Origin of the sequence: Caballeronia sp. ATUFL_M2_KS44, from assembly GCF_023630965.1 — a bacterium.
Classification (GTDB): Bacteria; Pseudomonadota; Gammaproteobacteria; order Burkholderiales; family Burkholderiaceae; genus Caballeronia; species Caballeronia concitans.
This window is the reverse complement of sequence record NZ_JALQEA010000028.1, coordinates 45,222-61,078: the sequence shown is the minus strand read 5'-3', so window position 1 is coordinate 61,078 and position 15,857 is coordinate 45,222. Positions and strand designations below refer to the sequence as shown.

13 protein-coding genes are annotated in these 15,857 nt (G+C 58.5%); 4 read left to right on the top strand and 9 right to left on the bottom strand.

The window, feature by feature from the left end:
* Window positions 1-163 precede the first annotated feature (163 nt).
* Window positions 164-1,912 carry an SIR2 family protein gene (locus NCR39_RS12925; RefSeq protein WP_250452519.1) on the top strand — a complete coding sequence of 583 codons (1,749 nt, stop codon included), beginning with the start codon at window positions 164-166 and terminating at the stop codon, window positions 1,910-1,912.
* Window positions 1,913-1,995: 83 nt separating this feature from the next.
* On the opposite strand, the gene NCR39_RS12920 is transcribed toward NCR39_RS12925, so the two are convergent.
* The 9 genes from NCR39_RS12920 to NCR39_RS29775 all read right to left on the bottom strand — a co-directional run bounded on the left by NCR39_RS12920 (window position 1,996) and on the right by NCR39_RS29775 (window position 10,969).
* A complete protein-coding gene (locus NCR39_RS12920; RefSeq protein WP_250452518.1) occupies window positions 1,996-3,354 on the bottom strand; it encodes a type II toxin-antitoxin system HipA family toxin in 1,359 nt (452 codons plus the stop codon).
* A gap of 26 nt (window positions 3,355-3,380) precedes the next feature.
* A complete protein-coding gene (locus NCR39_RS12915; protein WP_250452517.1) occupies window positions 3,381-3,620 on the bottom strand; it encodes a hypothetical protein in 240 nt (79 codons plus the stop codon).
* Window positions 3,621-3,812: 192 nt separating this feature from the next.
* Window positions 3,813-4,805 carry a hypothetical protein gene (locus NCR39_RS12910; protein ID WP_250452516.1) on the bottom strand — a complete coding sequence of 331 codons (993 nt, stop codon included), beginning with the start codon at window positions 4,803-4,805 and terminating at the stop codon, window positions 3,813-3,815.
* Between the two features lie 362 nt (window positions 4,806-5,167).
* Window positions 5,168-5,671 (bottom strand): HAD domain-containing protein, encoded by a 504-nt coding sequence (locus tag NCR39_RS29780; protein ID WP_350029676.1) that lies wholly within the window; start codon window positions 5,669-5,671, stop codon window positions 5,168-5,170.
* A 418-nt stretch (window positions 5,672-6,089) separates the two neighbouring features.
* Window positions 6,090-7,073: a hypothetical protein gene (locus NCR39_RS12905; RefSeq protein WP_250452515.1), complete on the bottom strand. Its 984-nt coding sequence runs from the start codon at window positions 7,071-7,073 to the stop codon at window positions 6,090-6,092.
* Window positions 7,074-7,094: 21 nt separating this feature from the next.
* Window positions 7,095-7,871 carry a metallophosphoesterase gene (locus tag NCR39_RS12900; RefSeq protein WP_250452514.1) on the bottom strand — a complete coding sequence of 259 codons (777 nt, stop codon included), beginning with the start codon at window positions 7,869-7,871 and terminating at the stop codon, window positions 7,095-7,097.
* Between the two features lie 324 nt (window positions 7,872-8,195).
* Window positions 8,196-8,570, bottom strand: a complete 375-nt coding sequence (locus NCR39_RS12895; RefSeq protein ID WP_250452513.1) for a hypothetical protein — start codon at window positions 8,568-8,570, stop codon at window positions 8,196-8,198.
* Between the two features lie 925 nt (window positions 8,571-9,495).
* On the bottom strand, window positions 9,496-10,074 hold the full coding sequence (locus tag NCR39_RS12890) for a hypothetical protein (protein WP_250452512.1): 579 nt from the start codon (window positions 10,072-10,074) through the stop codon (window positions 9,496-9,498).
* A gap of 181 nt (window positions 10,075-10,255) precedes the next feature.
* A complete protein-coding gene (locus tag NCR39_RS29775; RefSeq protein ID WP_250452511.1) occupies window positions 10,256-10,969 on the bottom strand; it encodes a DUF6471 domain-containing protein in 714 nt (237 codons plus the stop codon).
* A 1,708-nt stretch (window positions 10,970-12,677) separates the two neighbouring features.
* Here NCR39_RS29775 and NCR39_RS12880 point away from each other — a divergent pair.
* From NCR39_RS12880 to NCR39_RS12870, 3 genes are all read left to right on the top strand, one after another.
* Entirely contained in the window at window positions 12,678-12,887 is a 210-nt protein-coding gene (locus NCR39_RS12880; protein ID WP_250452510.1) for a hypothetical protein, read from the top strand.
* Window positions 12,888-13,056: 169 nt separating this feature from the next.
* On the top strand, window positions 13,057-14,448 hold the full coding sequence (locus NCR39_RS12875; RefSeq protein ID WP_250452509.1) for a hypothetical protein: 1,392 nt from the start codon (window positions 13,057-13,059) through the stop codon (window positions 14,446-14,448).
* Window positions 14,445-15,857 carry a hypothetical protein gene (locus NCR39_RS12870; RefSeq protein ID WP_250452508.1) on the top strand — a complete coding sequence of 471 codons (1,413 nt, stop codon included), beginning with the start codon at window positions 14,445-14,447 and terminating at the stop codon, window positions 15,855-15,857. Before NCR39_RS12875 ends, NCR39_RS12870 begins: the two co-directional genes overlap by 4 nt.

The window sequence follows — 15,857 nt, the reverse complement described above, 5'->3', positions numbered from 1 at the left end:
GGCAAAAACGAACTCAAGGTGTTGTGACCACTTGGATGGGGCCGTCGCATCGCGTGTTCGCAGAATACGGATTCGGCGAGCGTCGAACAGCGCTTCGACCCGCGTCGCTGACGCTGTCCGCCCTGTAGACTTTTAGCTTCGTTCCTCGCCTAGGAGACCAGCTTTGCTCGACCCAATTATCTCGCTCGCGTTCTCAATGCAGTCCAACAAAGGCGTATACGCGCTTCTACTCGGTTCTGGAGTATCCCGCTCGTCGCGGATTCCAACCGGTTGGGAAATCGTTCTTGAACTGGTTAGGAAGGTCGCGCTTCTGGAAAACGCGGATTGCGAGCCAGACCCGGCTGCGTGGTACGTCGACAGATTCGGTCGTCAGCCCGACTACGGCGAGCTACTCGACGCGGTTGCAAGAACGCCCGATGAGCGCCAAGCGCTCCTGCGAAACTACTTCGAGCCGACCGCGCAGGAGCGAGAAGACGGTGCGAAGATGCCGACGAAGGCTCATCGGGCCATCGCGAAACTCGTGCGGGCAGGATACGTGAGAGTTATTGTCACAACGAACTTTGACCGCCTGACAGAGCGTGCGCTGGAAGACGAAGGAATCTCGCCCATCGTAGTGAGCGGACCGGACCAACTGGCTGGGCTCCCGCCATTCGCGCACCTTGGGTGCTGTGTGGTTAAGGTGCACGGTGATTATCTCGATGTACGCATCAGGAATACGCCAACCGAGCTCGAAGCATACACGCATGAGATGAACCGATTTCTGGACCGCGTGTTCGACGAGTTTGGCCTGGTGACGTGCGGTTGGTCGGCCGATTGGGACACAGGTTTGAGGGCCAGTATCGAGCGAGCACCGTCACGCCGATACTCGATGTATTGGGCTTCGCGAGGCACGCCGGGCCAAACCGCGCACGACCTGATTGCTCGTCGTTCTGGTCGAGTCCTTTCCATCAACGATGCGGACAGCTTCTTCGATGACCTACATTCCAAAATCGAGTCCATCGAGGAATTCAACAAACCGCATCCGCTGTCTAAGGACATTGCCGTCGCGTCGGCGAAGCGCTTCCTGAGCGACGCGCAACATCGTATTCGGTTCTCTGACCTTATCGACGGATTGTCGAGGGACCTAGCGGCCAAACTTCGTGACGGTCCATTCTCGGATACCAATTCGATGCCTGACGTCAAATCGGTGACGGCTCGTGTCCGTACTTACGACTCGCTCTGCTCGACCCTGACGGGGGTGGCAATGGTCATAGGCCGCTGGGGAACTCGTGATTCTGCTCACGCACTGCGTCGCGCACGCGAGCGTATTGAGGCAGTTCGGAAGCAGGATGGCTACGTCACCTGGACGTGCTATCAACATTATCCAACCACGCTACTCACATATGCGGCATTGCTCGGTGCATTCTTGAGCAACAATTTGCTTGCAATGGGTCCGCTATTTGATGGCGAGGTAAGGCTCAGAGGCTATGACACGCCGGTGCCGGAGGCCTTGCCGCCCTCGCTCTTCGTCGCAGACGAAGGGGAAAGGCTCCTTGAAGGCTTTGAACGACATAAAGTGCCCGTCAGTTTTTGGATGCATCGGACTCTTTGGACGGAACTTGGCCGAGAATTCAGCTCTCAATCAGAGTTTGATATCAATTTTGATTCGGTTGAAATCGTGGCTTCGTTGGCATGCCAACACATCAGAGCGCAGAGAGAGGAAGGTGACTTCGGACGGTGGTTTCCGCCCGGACGGTACGTCACCAATGCGAAGAGTCGCGGGCTAGCGTTTCGCAAAATCGATGAGAGCCTCGAGTCTGATGGTGATAAATCTCCATATGTGGCTCTCAAACTGTTTGGGAGCAATGTAAAGGACAGCAAGGCGGCGGTTTCCGCTTTGAGCTCGCCATTTGCGAAAAGTCTTTTTCGCTAGCAGACTATTCAACCTCAACGAAACTGAGCCCGGCACATCAATCGATTAACGGACGTCGCACGGGACTTTCCGTAGTCAACAGGTCAAGGCAACTTACGACGTAGCTCGCGACTTGCTACGTCGTCAATGTGCCGAAAAGCCGGGGCGACCGCGGCGATGTCCTTAGGCGACAGCCGGAACCTCTCGAAGCACTGCCGCCATCCTCGGAGCACTTCCCAGAGCTCGGAGACCAATTCGCAAGCTCGAGCCTGCGAGAGCCCGAAGTCACTGCACGCGCTGACCGCATTGTCGAGAGTGGCGTGACGCCCGCTGGTACCTAGTGCGAGGTGAAGGTAGCGGTCGGTGGCGAGACTGGGTCTTGGCATCAGGTCGAAGGCCGGGCTCAGCCGCCAGCCAGCTACCGAGGCATCCCAGAAAAATCCCGTGTTGCGCAGATGTGCGTCGTCGTTGCTCACAAGTACGTCGAAGACTGCTCGTTTAAATAACTCCGCTGCGTCTGACGTCGTCACCTTTGCGCTGCAGAACGCATACATCGCTCTAACGATGTCACCGTAGCTACAATGCCGCGAGCTCATCTCGTCGCACCCCACGAGCGTCAGCGCGCTCGCATAGGGGAGGCGATAAACCTCCCATCCTGCCTGGGTCTTGGCTTCGGAGAACTCCGGGGAATACATCCATCGTCGGTCGAAGCGGCGGCTGAGCATCACGTGGCGCCGGTCAAGTACATGCTGTAGCGGCCCGTGTCGGTCGCCGATTTCGAGAAGCATGACCAGAGCGGCGCTGAGTCCGGCCCGCGTAGCGAGCCGCTGCGTTGCCCATTCGATAGCGGGCACGTTAAGCCGGTCACTGATGCTCGGGAATTTCGCAACCCATTCCACCCCATCCCTGTCGCGGATGGCCGCTTTCGGCCTAGCCCCGCCAAGGCTCGCACCGCAATCGAAAATGCTCCAAAGGTCGCTCGGGACGCACTGCCCGCGTTCTATTAGTGCGGCTGCTTCGGCCAACCCCGGCAGACTGCCCAGGTCAGCAGGCTCGGTCAGCCCGAGCGAGGCGATAGCAGGTCTGAAATCCAAAGCGCCGGCGCGGTCGTGGCCCGAATGCAGAAGATATTCAGACTCTGAGAGCCCGTTGAGGGGCGCGTTAAGTTTGTTCTCGATGACTCGGCGCCCCCAAGCGTCCGGCATGGCATCTCGGATGCTGCCGAACTGCGGCAGGAAATTGGGTGGGTGGAGCACCTTTCCGGCGATGCTGGTGGCGTATCTGAGTGATAGGGCGACGGGGTCGACATCGAACGCATCTTCGCGTTCAAGATAGCGGCGCGCATATTTGAAGGCGGACCCAGTGAGTACCGTGGCCTGCTCAGTCATCGATAGCTGACCGCAAGGCTCCCATTCGCCACCAATGTGCGCGATGACCTCGAACTCGCTTGTTTGGGTATTCATTAGATGCCTCCACTTCGGAACAGCGGTCACGCGCCGACTGCGCGTGCGTACTGATGCACGGCTCGATATCCGGCGTTGCGCCGCATGACTTGCGGCAGCGTTTTGTTGCCGAGACTCCAGAACGCGTAGACAAGCTCGAAGATTGTTGTCCACGGGTCTTCTCGAGGGTTCATCGCGCGGGTAATTCGCGCACACCTTGCTGCCAGCCGGTCTTGGCGGAGGAAAAGAACGGGGTAAAAAACCTGCCGGCCGACACGAATCTTCACTACAGTTCCGTCTCGCACACGCCTACGCAGCTTACCGGGTGACACGCTTGCTCGCGTCTCAAACGCGCTTGCCAGCAGCAGGTGCTTCGTGCGGACTATCCGGCGTCGCGCACGACGGACAACGCGCATCCACATCAGGGTTGGCAGTATCCGATAAGGAGAACACGCGCGTGCTCGCTGTCGGCCGGACCGTCATGACTTCGCGAGCGAGGCGAACACAGCCACGGCCACTTCGGCGACAGTAGGCCGCTTACCAGGCGGGGAAAGCTTGATAGCAAGTGGAAGTTCGCCCTGTATCGCGACGGACGCACTCAGCTCGGTCGCGTGGAACTCGCAGACGACTCTGGCTTCAATTTCGACGGAATCCTGCCCTGCCGCGTGCCGCTCGACAATAAGCCAGACCACTGGCGGACAACGCGGCGCAACGTGCGGAAGTTGATAGCCTGGCAGGCGCACGGCTTGCAGCGCGCGCTTCCATAGTGGGCGCCGCGGGTCCACCTCGGTTGCGCATACATACAGAGGGTCTCGACTCCCTGAGCCCTTCGGTGCCTTGACATCGACGACCTTGACGACGGTCCGACTGAACTCGGTTGCCCACGCTTTTGCGTATTTTCGAAGCTCACGGTAATCCCGGTCATCGTCGAGCATGTCGATAGGTGCTCGGCTCCCGAGCGCCCCTGAACTTGATGTCAAGAAATCCAGACGCAGTGCGGGCGGGGCCGGAACCGAAATTCTCGCCACCCTCCACAATCGCTTCAGGGGCAAGCTTTTGCCACACAGTATCGACGGATAGACCGTCTCGCCGTCTAGTTCTAGCCCGAAGATGCTCCCGTTGTCGACCATGGTGGCAAAGCGTTTCTTGCTGACAGCCAATGCTTTGCGAAACGCATCTTCGCCAAGCAACTCGCTGGTTTCGAGCATCGTTCGGCGCGTCTTGAGCGCTTGAGCCCTGACAGCATCCATCGACAGTCGGCTGGCCCCGACCGGCGCGCGCGTTGTATCTGACAGCAAACGATGCCCGTTCTGCTTGTCTGCGAGCAGATACACGAACCGCTTCGAACGGGATAGCCGGACGTACTTAAGTTCCTCAGCTGCACTCGCGTTGCCGCTTCTGTTTGATGACATGAGGACATTCGCATCCTCCGGCATGCGCTCGAGTCGACGCACGAGTTGGCGGACTTTCATATCGAAGCACCAGTGTTCGAAACGAGGTTCAGCATCGCCTTAGTCCTCAGAGCCTTCTTGCCGCCAGGCGTGAACGGGGCGCGGGGGCAGCTCCTCTCGACCAGCCATCGCCACTACAATTCCTCTCGCAACCAGGTCCCAGACACTTCCCGCGTGTCTGGGGTAGTCCGTGAGCTGACCAGTCCACCTCGGAGCGTCTAGGTCATTCACCTCGATGAGGTAGTTTCCGTACGCGGCGTTGCCGCCCACATTGATAATTCGCATCTCGCCGAGCGTCTTTCGGCCACATCCGCTGCCTAGCGGCAGCAGTTCCACTGTTATCAAAAGCATCGGAACCTCCGTCATCGTGTCGATTGCGGAATTCAGGGTGAGCTGTACATCTCTTGCAGGCGGAATCGAAGCTCTGCACGCGCGCGAGCGTCCGAGATTCCGAGCACCGGGTCGGTTAGCACAAGTCGACTCCTACACCACGACGGCCATCCATCGCCGTCGTCGTCTAATGCAAACCAGCTTTTTGGCCTTCGCCGACACACGTCTGACCACACTTGAAGACCCCGTGGTGTGCTTTGAAATTCGGCGGCGTCCATTCGAGAATGAAAAGTCGCACCAACCACTCGGCGGCCGAGTGCTGGTCCCAATCGGGCTGCCAACCGCCGAACGCTTCCTCGGTAATGCACAGCCCACGACGTCGACAGAACGACGCGAAGGTCGGAATAGGGCTCAAACTCTCGCTCGAGAAGTGAGCAGTTTTCGAATAGCAAATGACCAGGCGTGTTCATCAGACAGGGACCGACGCCGCGAATCCAAAACACGTAGGCTGGGTGGACCATCCCATCGAAATCCGCGTAGACGACGTTCCCACCCATGTGACTCGGAATAGGTGCGTCAAAGTTTGGGCCGATGGTAAATAGATGCAACATGCTCGTGCAAGGCTGCTAGTTCACGCAGCTCGACAGGGAATCATCTCGATACCCACTGTTGCGCTGAGGAGCCCTCGTGCAACGAGTTCCCACACTTCCGACCGGCAGGGAGCGTCATCCAGTTGTGCGGTCGCCGCCAGCTCGCCAGCCTCGTCAAATACGTTGATGACGTAAGACCTGCAGCTGTGGTTATAGGCACGCACACGGATGTCGGCATAGCCGAGGACATCAAACGTCAAGCTCTCATCCGGGCACCGCAGTATCGTTACTCTGAGCATGGCAGCCTCACGGAGGTTAAAAAAGCGCTCGGCGCGCAAGGCCCCGCTCGTCATCTACAGCCAGCGCGGCGAGGAGGACCAAGGAGTTAAATCATGTGACTGAGCCGGGCCGCTTCGTTTCGAGTTCTCGCATATGCCGCCACTTGGTAGTCGCGAAGTGACGTCAACGTGATTGCGCCATTGCCGCAGTGCCAGGAAGCTACCTGAGCGAGCGAGTGGGCTCGTACAAGTTCGAGTACGGAATTCGTTTCGACTGAGAGGATTTGCGCCGCATCCTCATGGCTGAGGCCGGCATCGCGACCACCGCGCTCCATATGGTAGGTCACGTGCCATGCAACCGAGGCAGCACGCCTGATGTCAAAAGCGGTTGGAAGCGGTAGGAAGTAGGACTTGTCGTCGTCCACCTGAACGGCGAGCGACGCGCCTTGGTCGGCGATTGTCAGGTTGAGACGGTGCTCAATTGTGCGCACGTTCGGTGGCGCAATCGTGCACAGGAACAAGGTCATCTTCGCCGCAGGCTGCTCCTCCCGGCCACGTTCCTCGCCGTCGCTCATGGCCATCAGCGCTCTTGTCCACGCCGGCACGCGCGGGTCCACCTCTACGACCGCTTGATACAAGGGCTCGGTACGAGGAAAGTGCTGGCATGCGCCGTTGAAAATTGATACTTCGCTGCGCGACCATTCGGCAGCCCACTGGGTCGCGCAGCGCCGTACGTACTCGTAACCGGCATCGGTGGCCAGCAAATCGACCATCGCATCGCTACGGCAGGCGTCCGAGTTTCCAATCAGGAACGCCAATCGGCTGCTTGCCGGAGCGGGGTAAAGAATTTTGCAGATTGACCATAGCCGAGGCCGAAGCGAAGGTTCCGGCGCGAGCAGGGTGGGGATGAATTGGTCGTCGTCGTCCTCAAACGCGAAGAGGTCGCCCTCGTCCAACATGCGGTAGACGATTGCGCATGGAACGTTCAGGCGCTCGCCCATCTCCCGGATGGACACCAGAGAGCCGAGCTCTATGGCCTCGCGGGTTACCTGATGGAAAAGCGCTTCACGTCTGTATTCGCTTGTGCTCATCATTCCTCCTACGGTCGGCGTTCAGATTGAGACTACGAGCTGCGGATTGAACTCTCTGTTCTCAAACTCGAGACCTCCGTCCCGTCTCGGCAACGGATAGCCTCGCGGATTGCACACGACTCGACAGCGGCCGACGAGATAGTCCGATGACGTGTGAAGATGCCCGTGGACCCACAGGTCGACGCTCGTCATCAGCTCCGACAAGTCGCTGGCGAATGCCGGATTCAGCGGGCCCCCGGCGTACTGCGGGGCAATCGAGCGCGGATGCGGTGCATGATGCGTTACCACTACCGTACGTCCCGCGAAGGGCTTCGCTATCTCTGTCTCCAGCCATGACCTTGATTTGCGGTGTATCAAGTGCGAGTACTTTGGCGAGAATGCGCCCCGGCGTCCGACCCTGTACAAGCCGTACTCCGGCATATGTGCCTCGGCCGCCTTCATGGCAGCAGCAGGTGCACCATACAAATCGAAGCTGCTCCATAGGCAGCAGCCCAGGAAACGAACGCCGCCACATTCGTAGGTCGTCTGCTCTAGATAAATGACGCTGGTTCCAACAGCTTGCATCGTCATTGAGCGGCTCAGGTCGATGAGGTGCCCGCTGCGCGCTTCGTGATTGCCGTGAACCAGTAGGACTGGCCTCGGCCAACTCGCGAAGCGTCTCACTGCGTCCGTTGACCGGGAGACATCGCCCGCAAGGATGAGAATGTCGGCGCATGCGGTCGGCAGCAGCATGGCGGCACTCTGCGCTTCAGGCGCCAGTCGCTCAAAATGCAGGTCGCTTGCAATCTGCAGCCTCATGACGACTCCGTCACCACCCCAAGAGAGTCTGCAGTCGCCGAATTAGCCAGGCGGTCTCAGACGGTATAGTCCACGCCTTCTCTTGAACCGCGACCCTCACACGCTCGAGGACTTCCTCGTGTGAATGGTGTGCAGCGTCCTTGAGAGCCACATCACAGAGCTGTTGCGCGAGGTCTTCGCAAAACTCGTGGCGCTCTTCGCAAATCTCGTCAGATGAGCTCTCGCGGTACAACCCATCCGAGCAACGAATTAGGCACAGCTTGAGCCGGGAACCGGACACAACACCGCCGGCGGTGCGCGGGAAATCTGAAGGGACAGCAGGCATCAGGCGCTCCTCAGATGGTATGCGGCGAACAATCGGAGACGGTCAACAACGGCGAGCGCGTCGGCTATCGAGAGAGGGGGCAATTCATGCGACTCATCCTGCGTTAGCCACTGTGCGAGGCTAATCAGCGCGTCGACATCTTGGGCCGTCGCTCGAAGCACGTGAAGCACGTCGCTAATCAGAATCACGTCGACGTCGACAGCTGACCGGTACCCGCTCCTGGCGGCAATGACGATGAGCAGCAGGTATATGGAATCGAACGCCGCCCGCAGTCGGGCACGTATTGACAAGTCCTGTCGTCCGGCATCGCAACGGTAGAAGTCGGCGATAAGGCTTCGAGCCTGGACGAGAAAGTCAGCGTCGCTGTCGTTCATCTCGAGGCCCTCTCACCAGCCAAGGAGGCATCGCATCCGGCTCATGACCCAGTCCAGCTCGGCGCCGGTGACCCAGGAGCGGCGACGCAACGATGTCCGGATTCGACTAAGCGCTTCATCGTGCGAGCTACGATATGCATCTCGAATCGAAACCTGACAAAGCTGGCGCGCAAGGTCCTCGCAAAGCTCCCATCGCTCCGCTTGGTCCTCGCTTGATGGGACTAAGTAGATTTCTCGAGAAGGTGCGCTGGACGACATCGATTCGGTCCTCGGAAGACTACGGTCGACGAAGCTGTAACGCGGGAAGTCGTGTGGCTTCGGATGCATGGTAGGCAACCTCCGGTAGGCAATCGAACATGACGAGCGCGGTTGGCGCGTTCCGATGTTGCAAGAGGGTGCGTTAACCTCGGTCTCGTATAAGTCCTGCGTCGGTTTGTGGTTTCTGCAGTTTCAGGAAATGCCGTGCACCGAGGACCGTGCGCTTCGCGAGTTCGATAGCGTCAGGACGCGAACAGGGCATAGGAGCAGCAGGGTCAAACGCGTCGAGCCATTGCTGAATCCGTAGCGTCATGAGCTGGTCGTCTTTCGATGCGTTGATGGCATCAAACGCGCTCGTGAGGCGCTGTACGTCTGGTATCCTTGGCTCTTTAGCAATCGCCTTAATCTCAAGTGCAACCTCGACCAAGCTAAGGTAGCTCGCGTTGAAGGTGCAGCGAAGTTGCGTACCCTCTGACACGTTGGTGAGTGCAGCGTCCCTTATGAACGAGTCCGCCGCATTCAGACCCGAGCGGTGTCTATTTCGCTTACTCACGTGAACCTCCGTGCGACGAAGATGTTGAAGCTGCAAAAGCCAATGCCAGTAATGTCCGGCACTTCGATGCATGTGCGCTGTACGAGGGGTGTTCCGATGTTCACTCGGTCGAAATCATGGCGAAAGCGCGTCAGTTGATAGCGTCCGCGACACGGGCCGGATGACAGTGCCCTTAGATGGATGCAGGCTGTACAGAAGTTGCAACGCGGCGGTTCTGACCAGGTCCCAATGGATGGGGGCCTCGGCCTCGACAACGGTCGTCAAGAAGAAGCGCATGTCGTCCATCGGATTCGACTTGTCTGGCATCACAGAGGACTGACCGTACACGCAGACCTGGTCGACGTCCTCAAGAAGAACGGGCGTAACGTCCAAGTACGGCAGCAGGTCATGCTGGACAGCCCATTCCCGCCATCGCCTGTCGATTCCACCGACCGAGGACATATCAAGACGGTCCGAACTGGGCGAATATGGGGCGAGCAATAACGCTCGCTCGTCACGGGTGTGGACAGCGCGGCAGGCGAGGTCAATATATTCAAGAGCCGCGGTCACGCGCTGCTCGCCAGTCGCGACATTAGTACCGACGACTCGCAGACGCGCATCGCCGCACTTTATGAGGCGCCACTCGCTCAAACCAAATGTGGCCCACTCCAGCCGGCCTTCAGAGCAAAACGGAAACCCGAATGACGCGGTCACGGCCGCCTCCTTCAACCATTGAGGGACGAAATATTGTGACTTTTAGGAGTGCTTGACGCCAAGCAGAGCATGCTGACGGTGAGGTGCGACAGGGCCGCATCGAACGAAAATTGAGGTTGCTGAAAGCGAGCTGTTTCGCTCGGTTTCAGCATAGGACGTTATCGCGCGAAACCCAAGATTTTTACTCGTCTGATGTTTGTTGTGAACGCCGTCGTTGGGTTAGGCTTTCAGTTGCGGCTGCTTCAAGGTCTTTCATGTCGATGTAGCGTTCCAGACTTTCGGAACGCAGCGCATACAGGCATTCGAGGAACATAGCGAGCTGAAAGTCGCCTGATTCGAACGCTCGTCTCAAGGTCCTCGAGCTGATTCGGCGCCCCGTTGACTTCTCAATCTTCTTCGTAAGCTCCGCAAAGTCGTCGTTGGTGCGGCTCATCTCGTAGAACGCAATGTCTGATGCGTTCGTTCGGTAGCAGTACTCGCTGCGACGTATCAGCTCTAGTCCTCTTTCGAACTTATCTGAAGCAGGCAAGGCCTCAATCTGGTTCAGCAGGTGCGCCGCATCCGGGTCGGATAAAAGGCTTTCGTCCAGAGAGTCACGAGTTGCCATCCCGTTCACAACGGCATATATCGGCGACAACCTGTCTGCGGAACGCGACCGCGTCTTTTGCCAATTTGGTGGCAGCTTGGTCCCGGTTTGGTTCAAAGCATGAAGGAACATGGTGAGCGTGACCGTCCCTCGTCGAAGGACGTTGCGAAAGGAGTCCTTCCCATCCATACCTTCCTTTCCCCCTGCGACCTCGTGAAGATGCTTCGCGAAGACCTCTTGATTCAACCTCTTGTGGGACAGGACGTCTTTCACTATCTGCCCTGCAGCTTGGTGCCATTTGTCGACCACGGTTGAGTTGTCCTTGACCGGCTCGCCGGATGTTCTAAGATGGGAACAGAGACTTTTAGCTCGCTTTAAATTTAAGGCCGCTTTCCAGAACGCCGCCTCTCATCGATACACAAATCCATATCAAAGCACATCGCTCAATAGTGAGCGGTCGTCATTTGTTTGCGCGAAAGAGATATCTCTAAAGCGTGATTCTGCACCAACTTCCGAACCTAAAGCTTAAATTTTTCTTCTATTTTCTGGTTACTCATTCACAGCTAGTTATGGCAGCTCCCCTAAAGCGAATGCGTCGAATGCGTTCGCTTGCCGCTCTCGATAACGAAATCGCTGAAGCAGAATCGCCTCCTCACTATTTATGCAGCCGGCAAGAAAAGCGGGCACAGGTACATTCTTTTTATCGTTGGAGGTGTGGACGAGAGAGTGATGTCGTAGCGGATGCGCATCAGGATTGAGACCTTCGAAGGCGAGGTTGCAGGTGCGTACGCCGTATCATCCAAGCCCTTTCACGACTAGACCCGCCACCGCATCCTCTAGCGCGTAACGGCATAGAGCCGACTAGGAAGCCTAGGCCATGACTGGGCCAAAATCCAGCGGCCGCTCCCACTCGCGTTGCATGAACACAAAGGAGTCCTATGGTTTAATCTAATTAAGAGCTGGGTATCAGAAGTTCGGATGCCAAATGGATTGAAAGCGAGCGAAATGTATCGAAATCGAATTCGTGGTGTTAAATTTTAGCGCCACTCGGGTATAAAAATTTTTCTAAAACGTTCTTTTTCCTTTTCAGATAAGCAGTTAGTCCTGGTTTAATGGCCTTTAGGAGCGGCAAAATCGATGCGAGTTGACGCTCTGTGCTTGCGAGGTTTTTGATTGCCAGTTAGTCTGCGCACTCACCCTTTTTGATGACCCAAATCAAACGTGTGCCAGGAACCGCTTTAAATTGAGGTCGGTTGTATGGACGCGCTGGGTGCGGTGGCAGCATGACGCTGGCCGAGGCATCAAGCGGTTCGTCGGTCGCAACGAAGTCGCAGTGGTTCATGCAAGTCACCTCGGCTCTATCGTTGACTTGTTCGCAGGCATAGGTGGAGCGAGCACGGCGAGGTGTGATTTGCGTCGCGTTCGAGCGCCGCCGCACATCTGGTGAGTGGGGCGCGAAATCGAGAGTGGGGGTGTAGAGAACTGAGCAAGGGCCGCAGAGATGCGGCATCAGAACAACTGGAGAACCTATGTAACGGAAGTCAGTAGCGAACAGCCGGGGTCGTCCCCGACTGTAGATTACGAGCCCGTAAACGGAAAACGGGACGGTTGGAGCCGTCCCGTTTCCAGCCGTGCTTCCCGTATGAGAAACGCGCCTCAACATCGCGAATACTCACACAGGTCGCCCGGCTTGTCAACGCGCGCGTCTGCTTTTGAGCAGCCGGCGGGAAGACACGCGCTCGCAAAACCAACCTGTGGAGAAAAACGTGATTGTAATCAATGACGTAGAAATCCGGGCTGCCATTCGTGCCGCCCAATTCGGCCCAGCCAAGCGCACCAACTTTGTGCATTCCGTCCGCATTGGAGGTGCTGGTCCCACCCAGCTCCCTGCCCGCGTGAGTCGCGAAGCGCTCGCCCCCGGCCGATTTCGCCCGCAAAGCCCGCACGGGCGCGCGGACTCGACCCCGTCCTTCGGCCGGCCCGCTGTCCACCGCGCCCAGACGCTTCGGAGGGCGGTATGAGCACACTCGACCATCAAGCATCGGTGCATCGGCCTGGTCGCTGGGTGACTGACCCGCAACCTCTCAAGGCAAAGTCGACTCGTCGCGTGACCATCGCCGAATTGAGCGCGGAGCATCGGCGCACGATGCGCGAACGCTCCGCAGAGCTGGAGCGTCATCTGCCTAATTGTTCGCGAGCAATTACCAAGGCGTGGGAGGCGGCATGAGCTCCCTCACGAACCAAGCCCGCTTCAACTCATCCCCGGACACACTCCCGGCGTCTTGCTCGGACGCGCTGGCACTTTCTGCGGTGCGAGCTTCACCAGGGTATGGGTCCAACGTTTTCGAGGCACTCCACGCCTTGAGTCCGCGAGGTGATTTCGAGGAGGGCCGCGCGTGAGCACAAGAACGGTTGAGCAATCCTTCGGTGCTGTCGCTCGCGTGGAGGCAGGCGCCCCCGAGACGTTTGTCACCGTGAGCACGTCTAATCCGGCGCTAGACCTGATTCCTGTATTCAATTCGATTTTCGAGCTGACTAGCGAGATGGCCTTGCGTCACGACGGTACTGACCCAAACGCGCCAAGTGACGGCCTCGACTTCAAACCGAAGCATCTGCACGCTGTGGCGGTGATGCGATTCATCCAAGCGATGGTCGACAGCGCACGAGCTCGTGACGTCACCAATCCCGCCTTTCATAAATACCTGAACGCGAGCCTTGAGATACTGAACGAGCAGCGAAACGAGCACGGGTTCCGTCCGAAAGCGCCGGCCACAATATCGCTGCCGGCGCAGGTCGCCCGCACGATGTTTATCTGTTCGCAGACGGGTATGGAGGAGCAGGGACTTTGTAACTCGGTAAAGAAGCTGTTCGATACAGAAGGGAAAAAGTTCTACGTGAAAAACGCGGAGGGCAGCATCAGGGTGGTACCCATGCTCACATGTCTGCATGTGACCTGCCCAGCCAACCTCGACCCATCAGAGTTCGAGATGACCGCGCTACAAGAGTTCAGCGCCGCGTTCAACACCGTCAATACTGCTCACACGCTTGGGGTCACCAACGCGCAGCCCTTCGCAAAAAATGGTCGTTCACTACGTTCCCTGGTGATTGCCGGAAGTGTCACCTGCATCTTGGTCACAGGCATTACCGCCGATGACGCACGAGCAGGTAACGCCAGGCATTTCATCAAGATGATGGCGACGCTCGCAAAGTCGACAGGTGTTGCCATCCTGTTCATATGCAGCACCGGGGCATTTGCGGAGCTTACGAAGCGCCACGCGGATATCAAATGGCTGACCCAACTCGGCGTTTACGAGGTCCAACGAGAGTCTGCGAATTCGGAATATTGGCGGCAATGCTGTTTGACCGCATGGGAGCGTTACCTCGCACGTCCTTATGGCGCGGAGATGCCTGGGTGGTTCTCACAACGCATGTGGGAAGCGACATGCGGCTTGGACGAGCTGCGCACGACGGTCTGCACTGTGATGGCAGCACGCGTTCCGACCAAGAAAGGCCTGACGCTGACCGAAGCCGCCTTCAGAAAGCAATCGAAAGTCGCACTGCTCGCAGACGCACCGTATTTGCGGGCGCTCCGTGCTTTGGAAAGCAACAGCTGCAGTCCCTCTGCGGCGAGACGCCACGCAGACTTTCTGCCCTTGGCTTGGAACATCCAAGCGACCATCGCCGAGGACGAGTTCGCGGATGTCATTACTCCCCCGGAAAGCGAGGGAGAGGACGAGGCAGCTGGCTCTTCGAACCGTGGGACGAACCCGAAAGAGGTCGACGCATGACTTCGGAGACCGTCTTCGCGCCTGTCGCCGGTCAAACCATCCTCAGTATGGTCCAGACCTTTGCCAAGCTGACGGGCGATGGGCCTGCGCGTCTCGCATATCACAAGACCATGAGAAAGGGTCCGCTATGCTCGAACAGCATGCCCTGCGGCGGCCTCAGCGTCGCCGACCTTTTCGCGGGCGCTTTTGGCGACGGCGTGTCTTTGGTGCTCGCGCACTCGCCGATTTCCTTGCTCACACAAGACGCCTCGCCTGAGAAGGCAGCGCGCGTCGTGAGCAAACTCGCCTCCGGCAATCGCGGACGTCTGGATTGCCCGCGGTTGCCGACGGGCGTCACTTGCGGGAACCGCTCCGACCTGCGTTGCCCGCAATGTGCTGACAAGGCGTTCGCGGACTTCGGATTTCGTCCCGCGCTGCGCGAGCACGTCTTTGATTATGTGGCGCTATGCGCGTCGCACGGGTGCCAGTTGATTTCAGACGGCGCTTGGAGCCGGCTCGAGGCGTGCCTTATCGACTCCAATCCGCAGGCGCGCGTCAATGCCATGCGCTACGCGTCCGCTGTCAGCACCTTCCTGCAAAGCAGTCCGCAAAGGCCGCTCAGGGAATCAATCATGAGCGAGCTGCGCGCAAAAGGGTTTGTCACGCCCGAAGGGCATTTTCGACTCGCAGCTCTTGACCGCAGCTTCAGCGCTTTCTACTCCGGGGGGCTCGGAGATGCGCGGCTTACCTGGCTCACTCAGACCCGTAGCGTCCCCGCAATGTTCGTTCGCTCTACGAGTCGAGGGCGCCCGGTGCATGCGGTCTTGCTCATCCTGATGCACATCTTCGCCCGCGAGGTCGACAGCCTCTCGCCTCAGCTTCCGCTGCGGCTCGAACCGGACTACTCGCCGTCGACTGACGTCGAGCTCATTCAGAGCTATCGCGGTCAATGGCAAGCCCATCTGGCGGCAACCCCGGACCTCACCCGCAAGGAGATGCGCCTGGCGTTGCCCGGGGCTTGGACGTGGCTTTACCGGCATGACCGCGAATGGCTGGAGAGGCATCAAGTCAAGAAGGCGAAGCCTTTGGGTGGTCGCAAGCCGGCTGAGCTGCCGGCTCCGTTTTTGGATGCGATTCGCACGAGCACCGTTGATTTCCGCTACTCGGACGAGGGCCGCGAGCCGCTGCCCTCGAGCTACCAGCTTCGCCTGGGACTCGGCTTGACCGAGCACGTCTTCGAGCGCACGTCGCGCGAGCTGGGATTCGGCTCCTCGGCGCAGCTTCCCGGCCGCAAACAGGTGTTCGTCACCCGCCGCGTTGACCGTGCTCACGTTGATTTGGGTCACCGCAGCACATCGGCGCTCGCCGTTGTGGCTCGTGCCGCCAAGCTTCGCCCCGAAACCGTCGCTGAATACGACTATCGCCGCTAA

Excerpts from the sequence above, each read along its gene's own strand:
- NCR39_RS12880 (WP_250452510.1), top strand. The coding sequence starts at position 12,678 with ATGAGCACACTCGACCATCAAGCATCGGTGCATCGGCCTGGTCGCTGG.
- NCR39_RS12900 (WP_250452514.1), bottom strand. The coding sequence starts at position 7,871 with ATGAGGCTGCAGATTGCAAGCGACCTGCATTTTGAGCGACTGGCGCCT.
- NCR39_RS12920 (WP_250452518.1), bottom strand. The coding sequence starts at position 3,354 with ATGAATACCCAAACAAGCGAGTTCGAGGTCATCGCGCACATTGGTGGC.
- NCR39_RS12870 (WP_250452508.1), top strand. The coding sequence starts at position 14,445 with ATGACTTCGGAGACCGTCTTCGCGCCTGTCGCCGGTCAAACCATCCTC.
- NCR39_RS12910 (WP_250452516.1), bottom strand. The coding sequence starts at position 4,805 with ATGAAAGTCCGCCAACTCGTGCGTCGACTCGAGCGCATGCCGGAGGAT.
- NCR39_RS29780 (WP_350029676.1), bottom strand. The coding sequence starts at position 5,671 with ATGGGTGGGAACGTCGTCTACGCGGATTTCGATGGGATGGTCCACCCA.
- NCR39_RS12895 (WP_250452513.1), bottom strand. The coding sequence starts at position 8,570 with ATGAACGACAGCGACGCTGACTTTCTCGTCCAGGCTCGAAGCCTTATC.
- NCR39_RS12905 (WP_250452515.1), bottom strand. The coding sequence starts at position 7,073 with ATGAGCACAAGCGAATACAGACGTGAAGCGCTTTTCCATCAGGTAACC.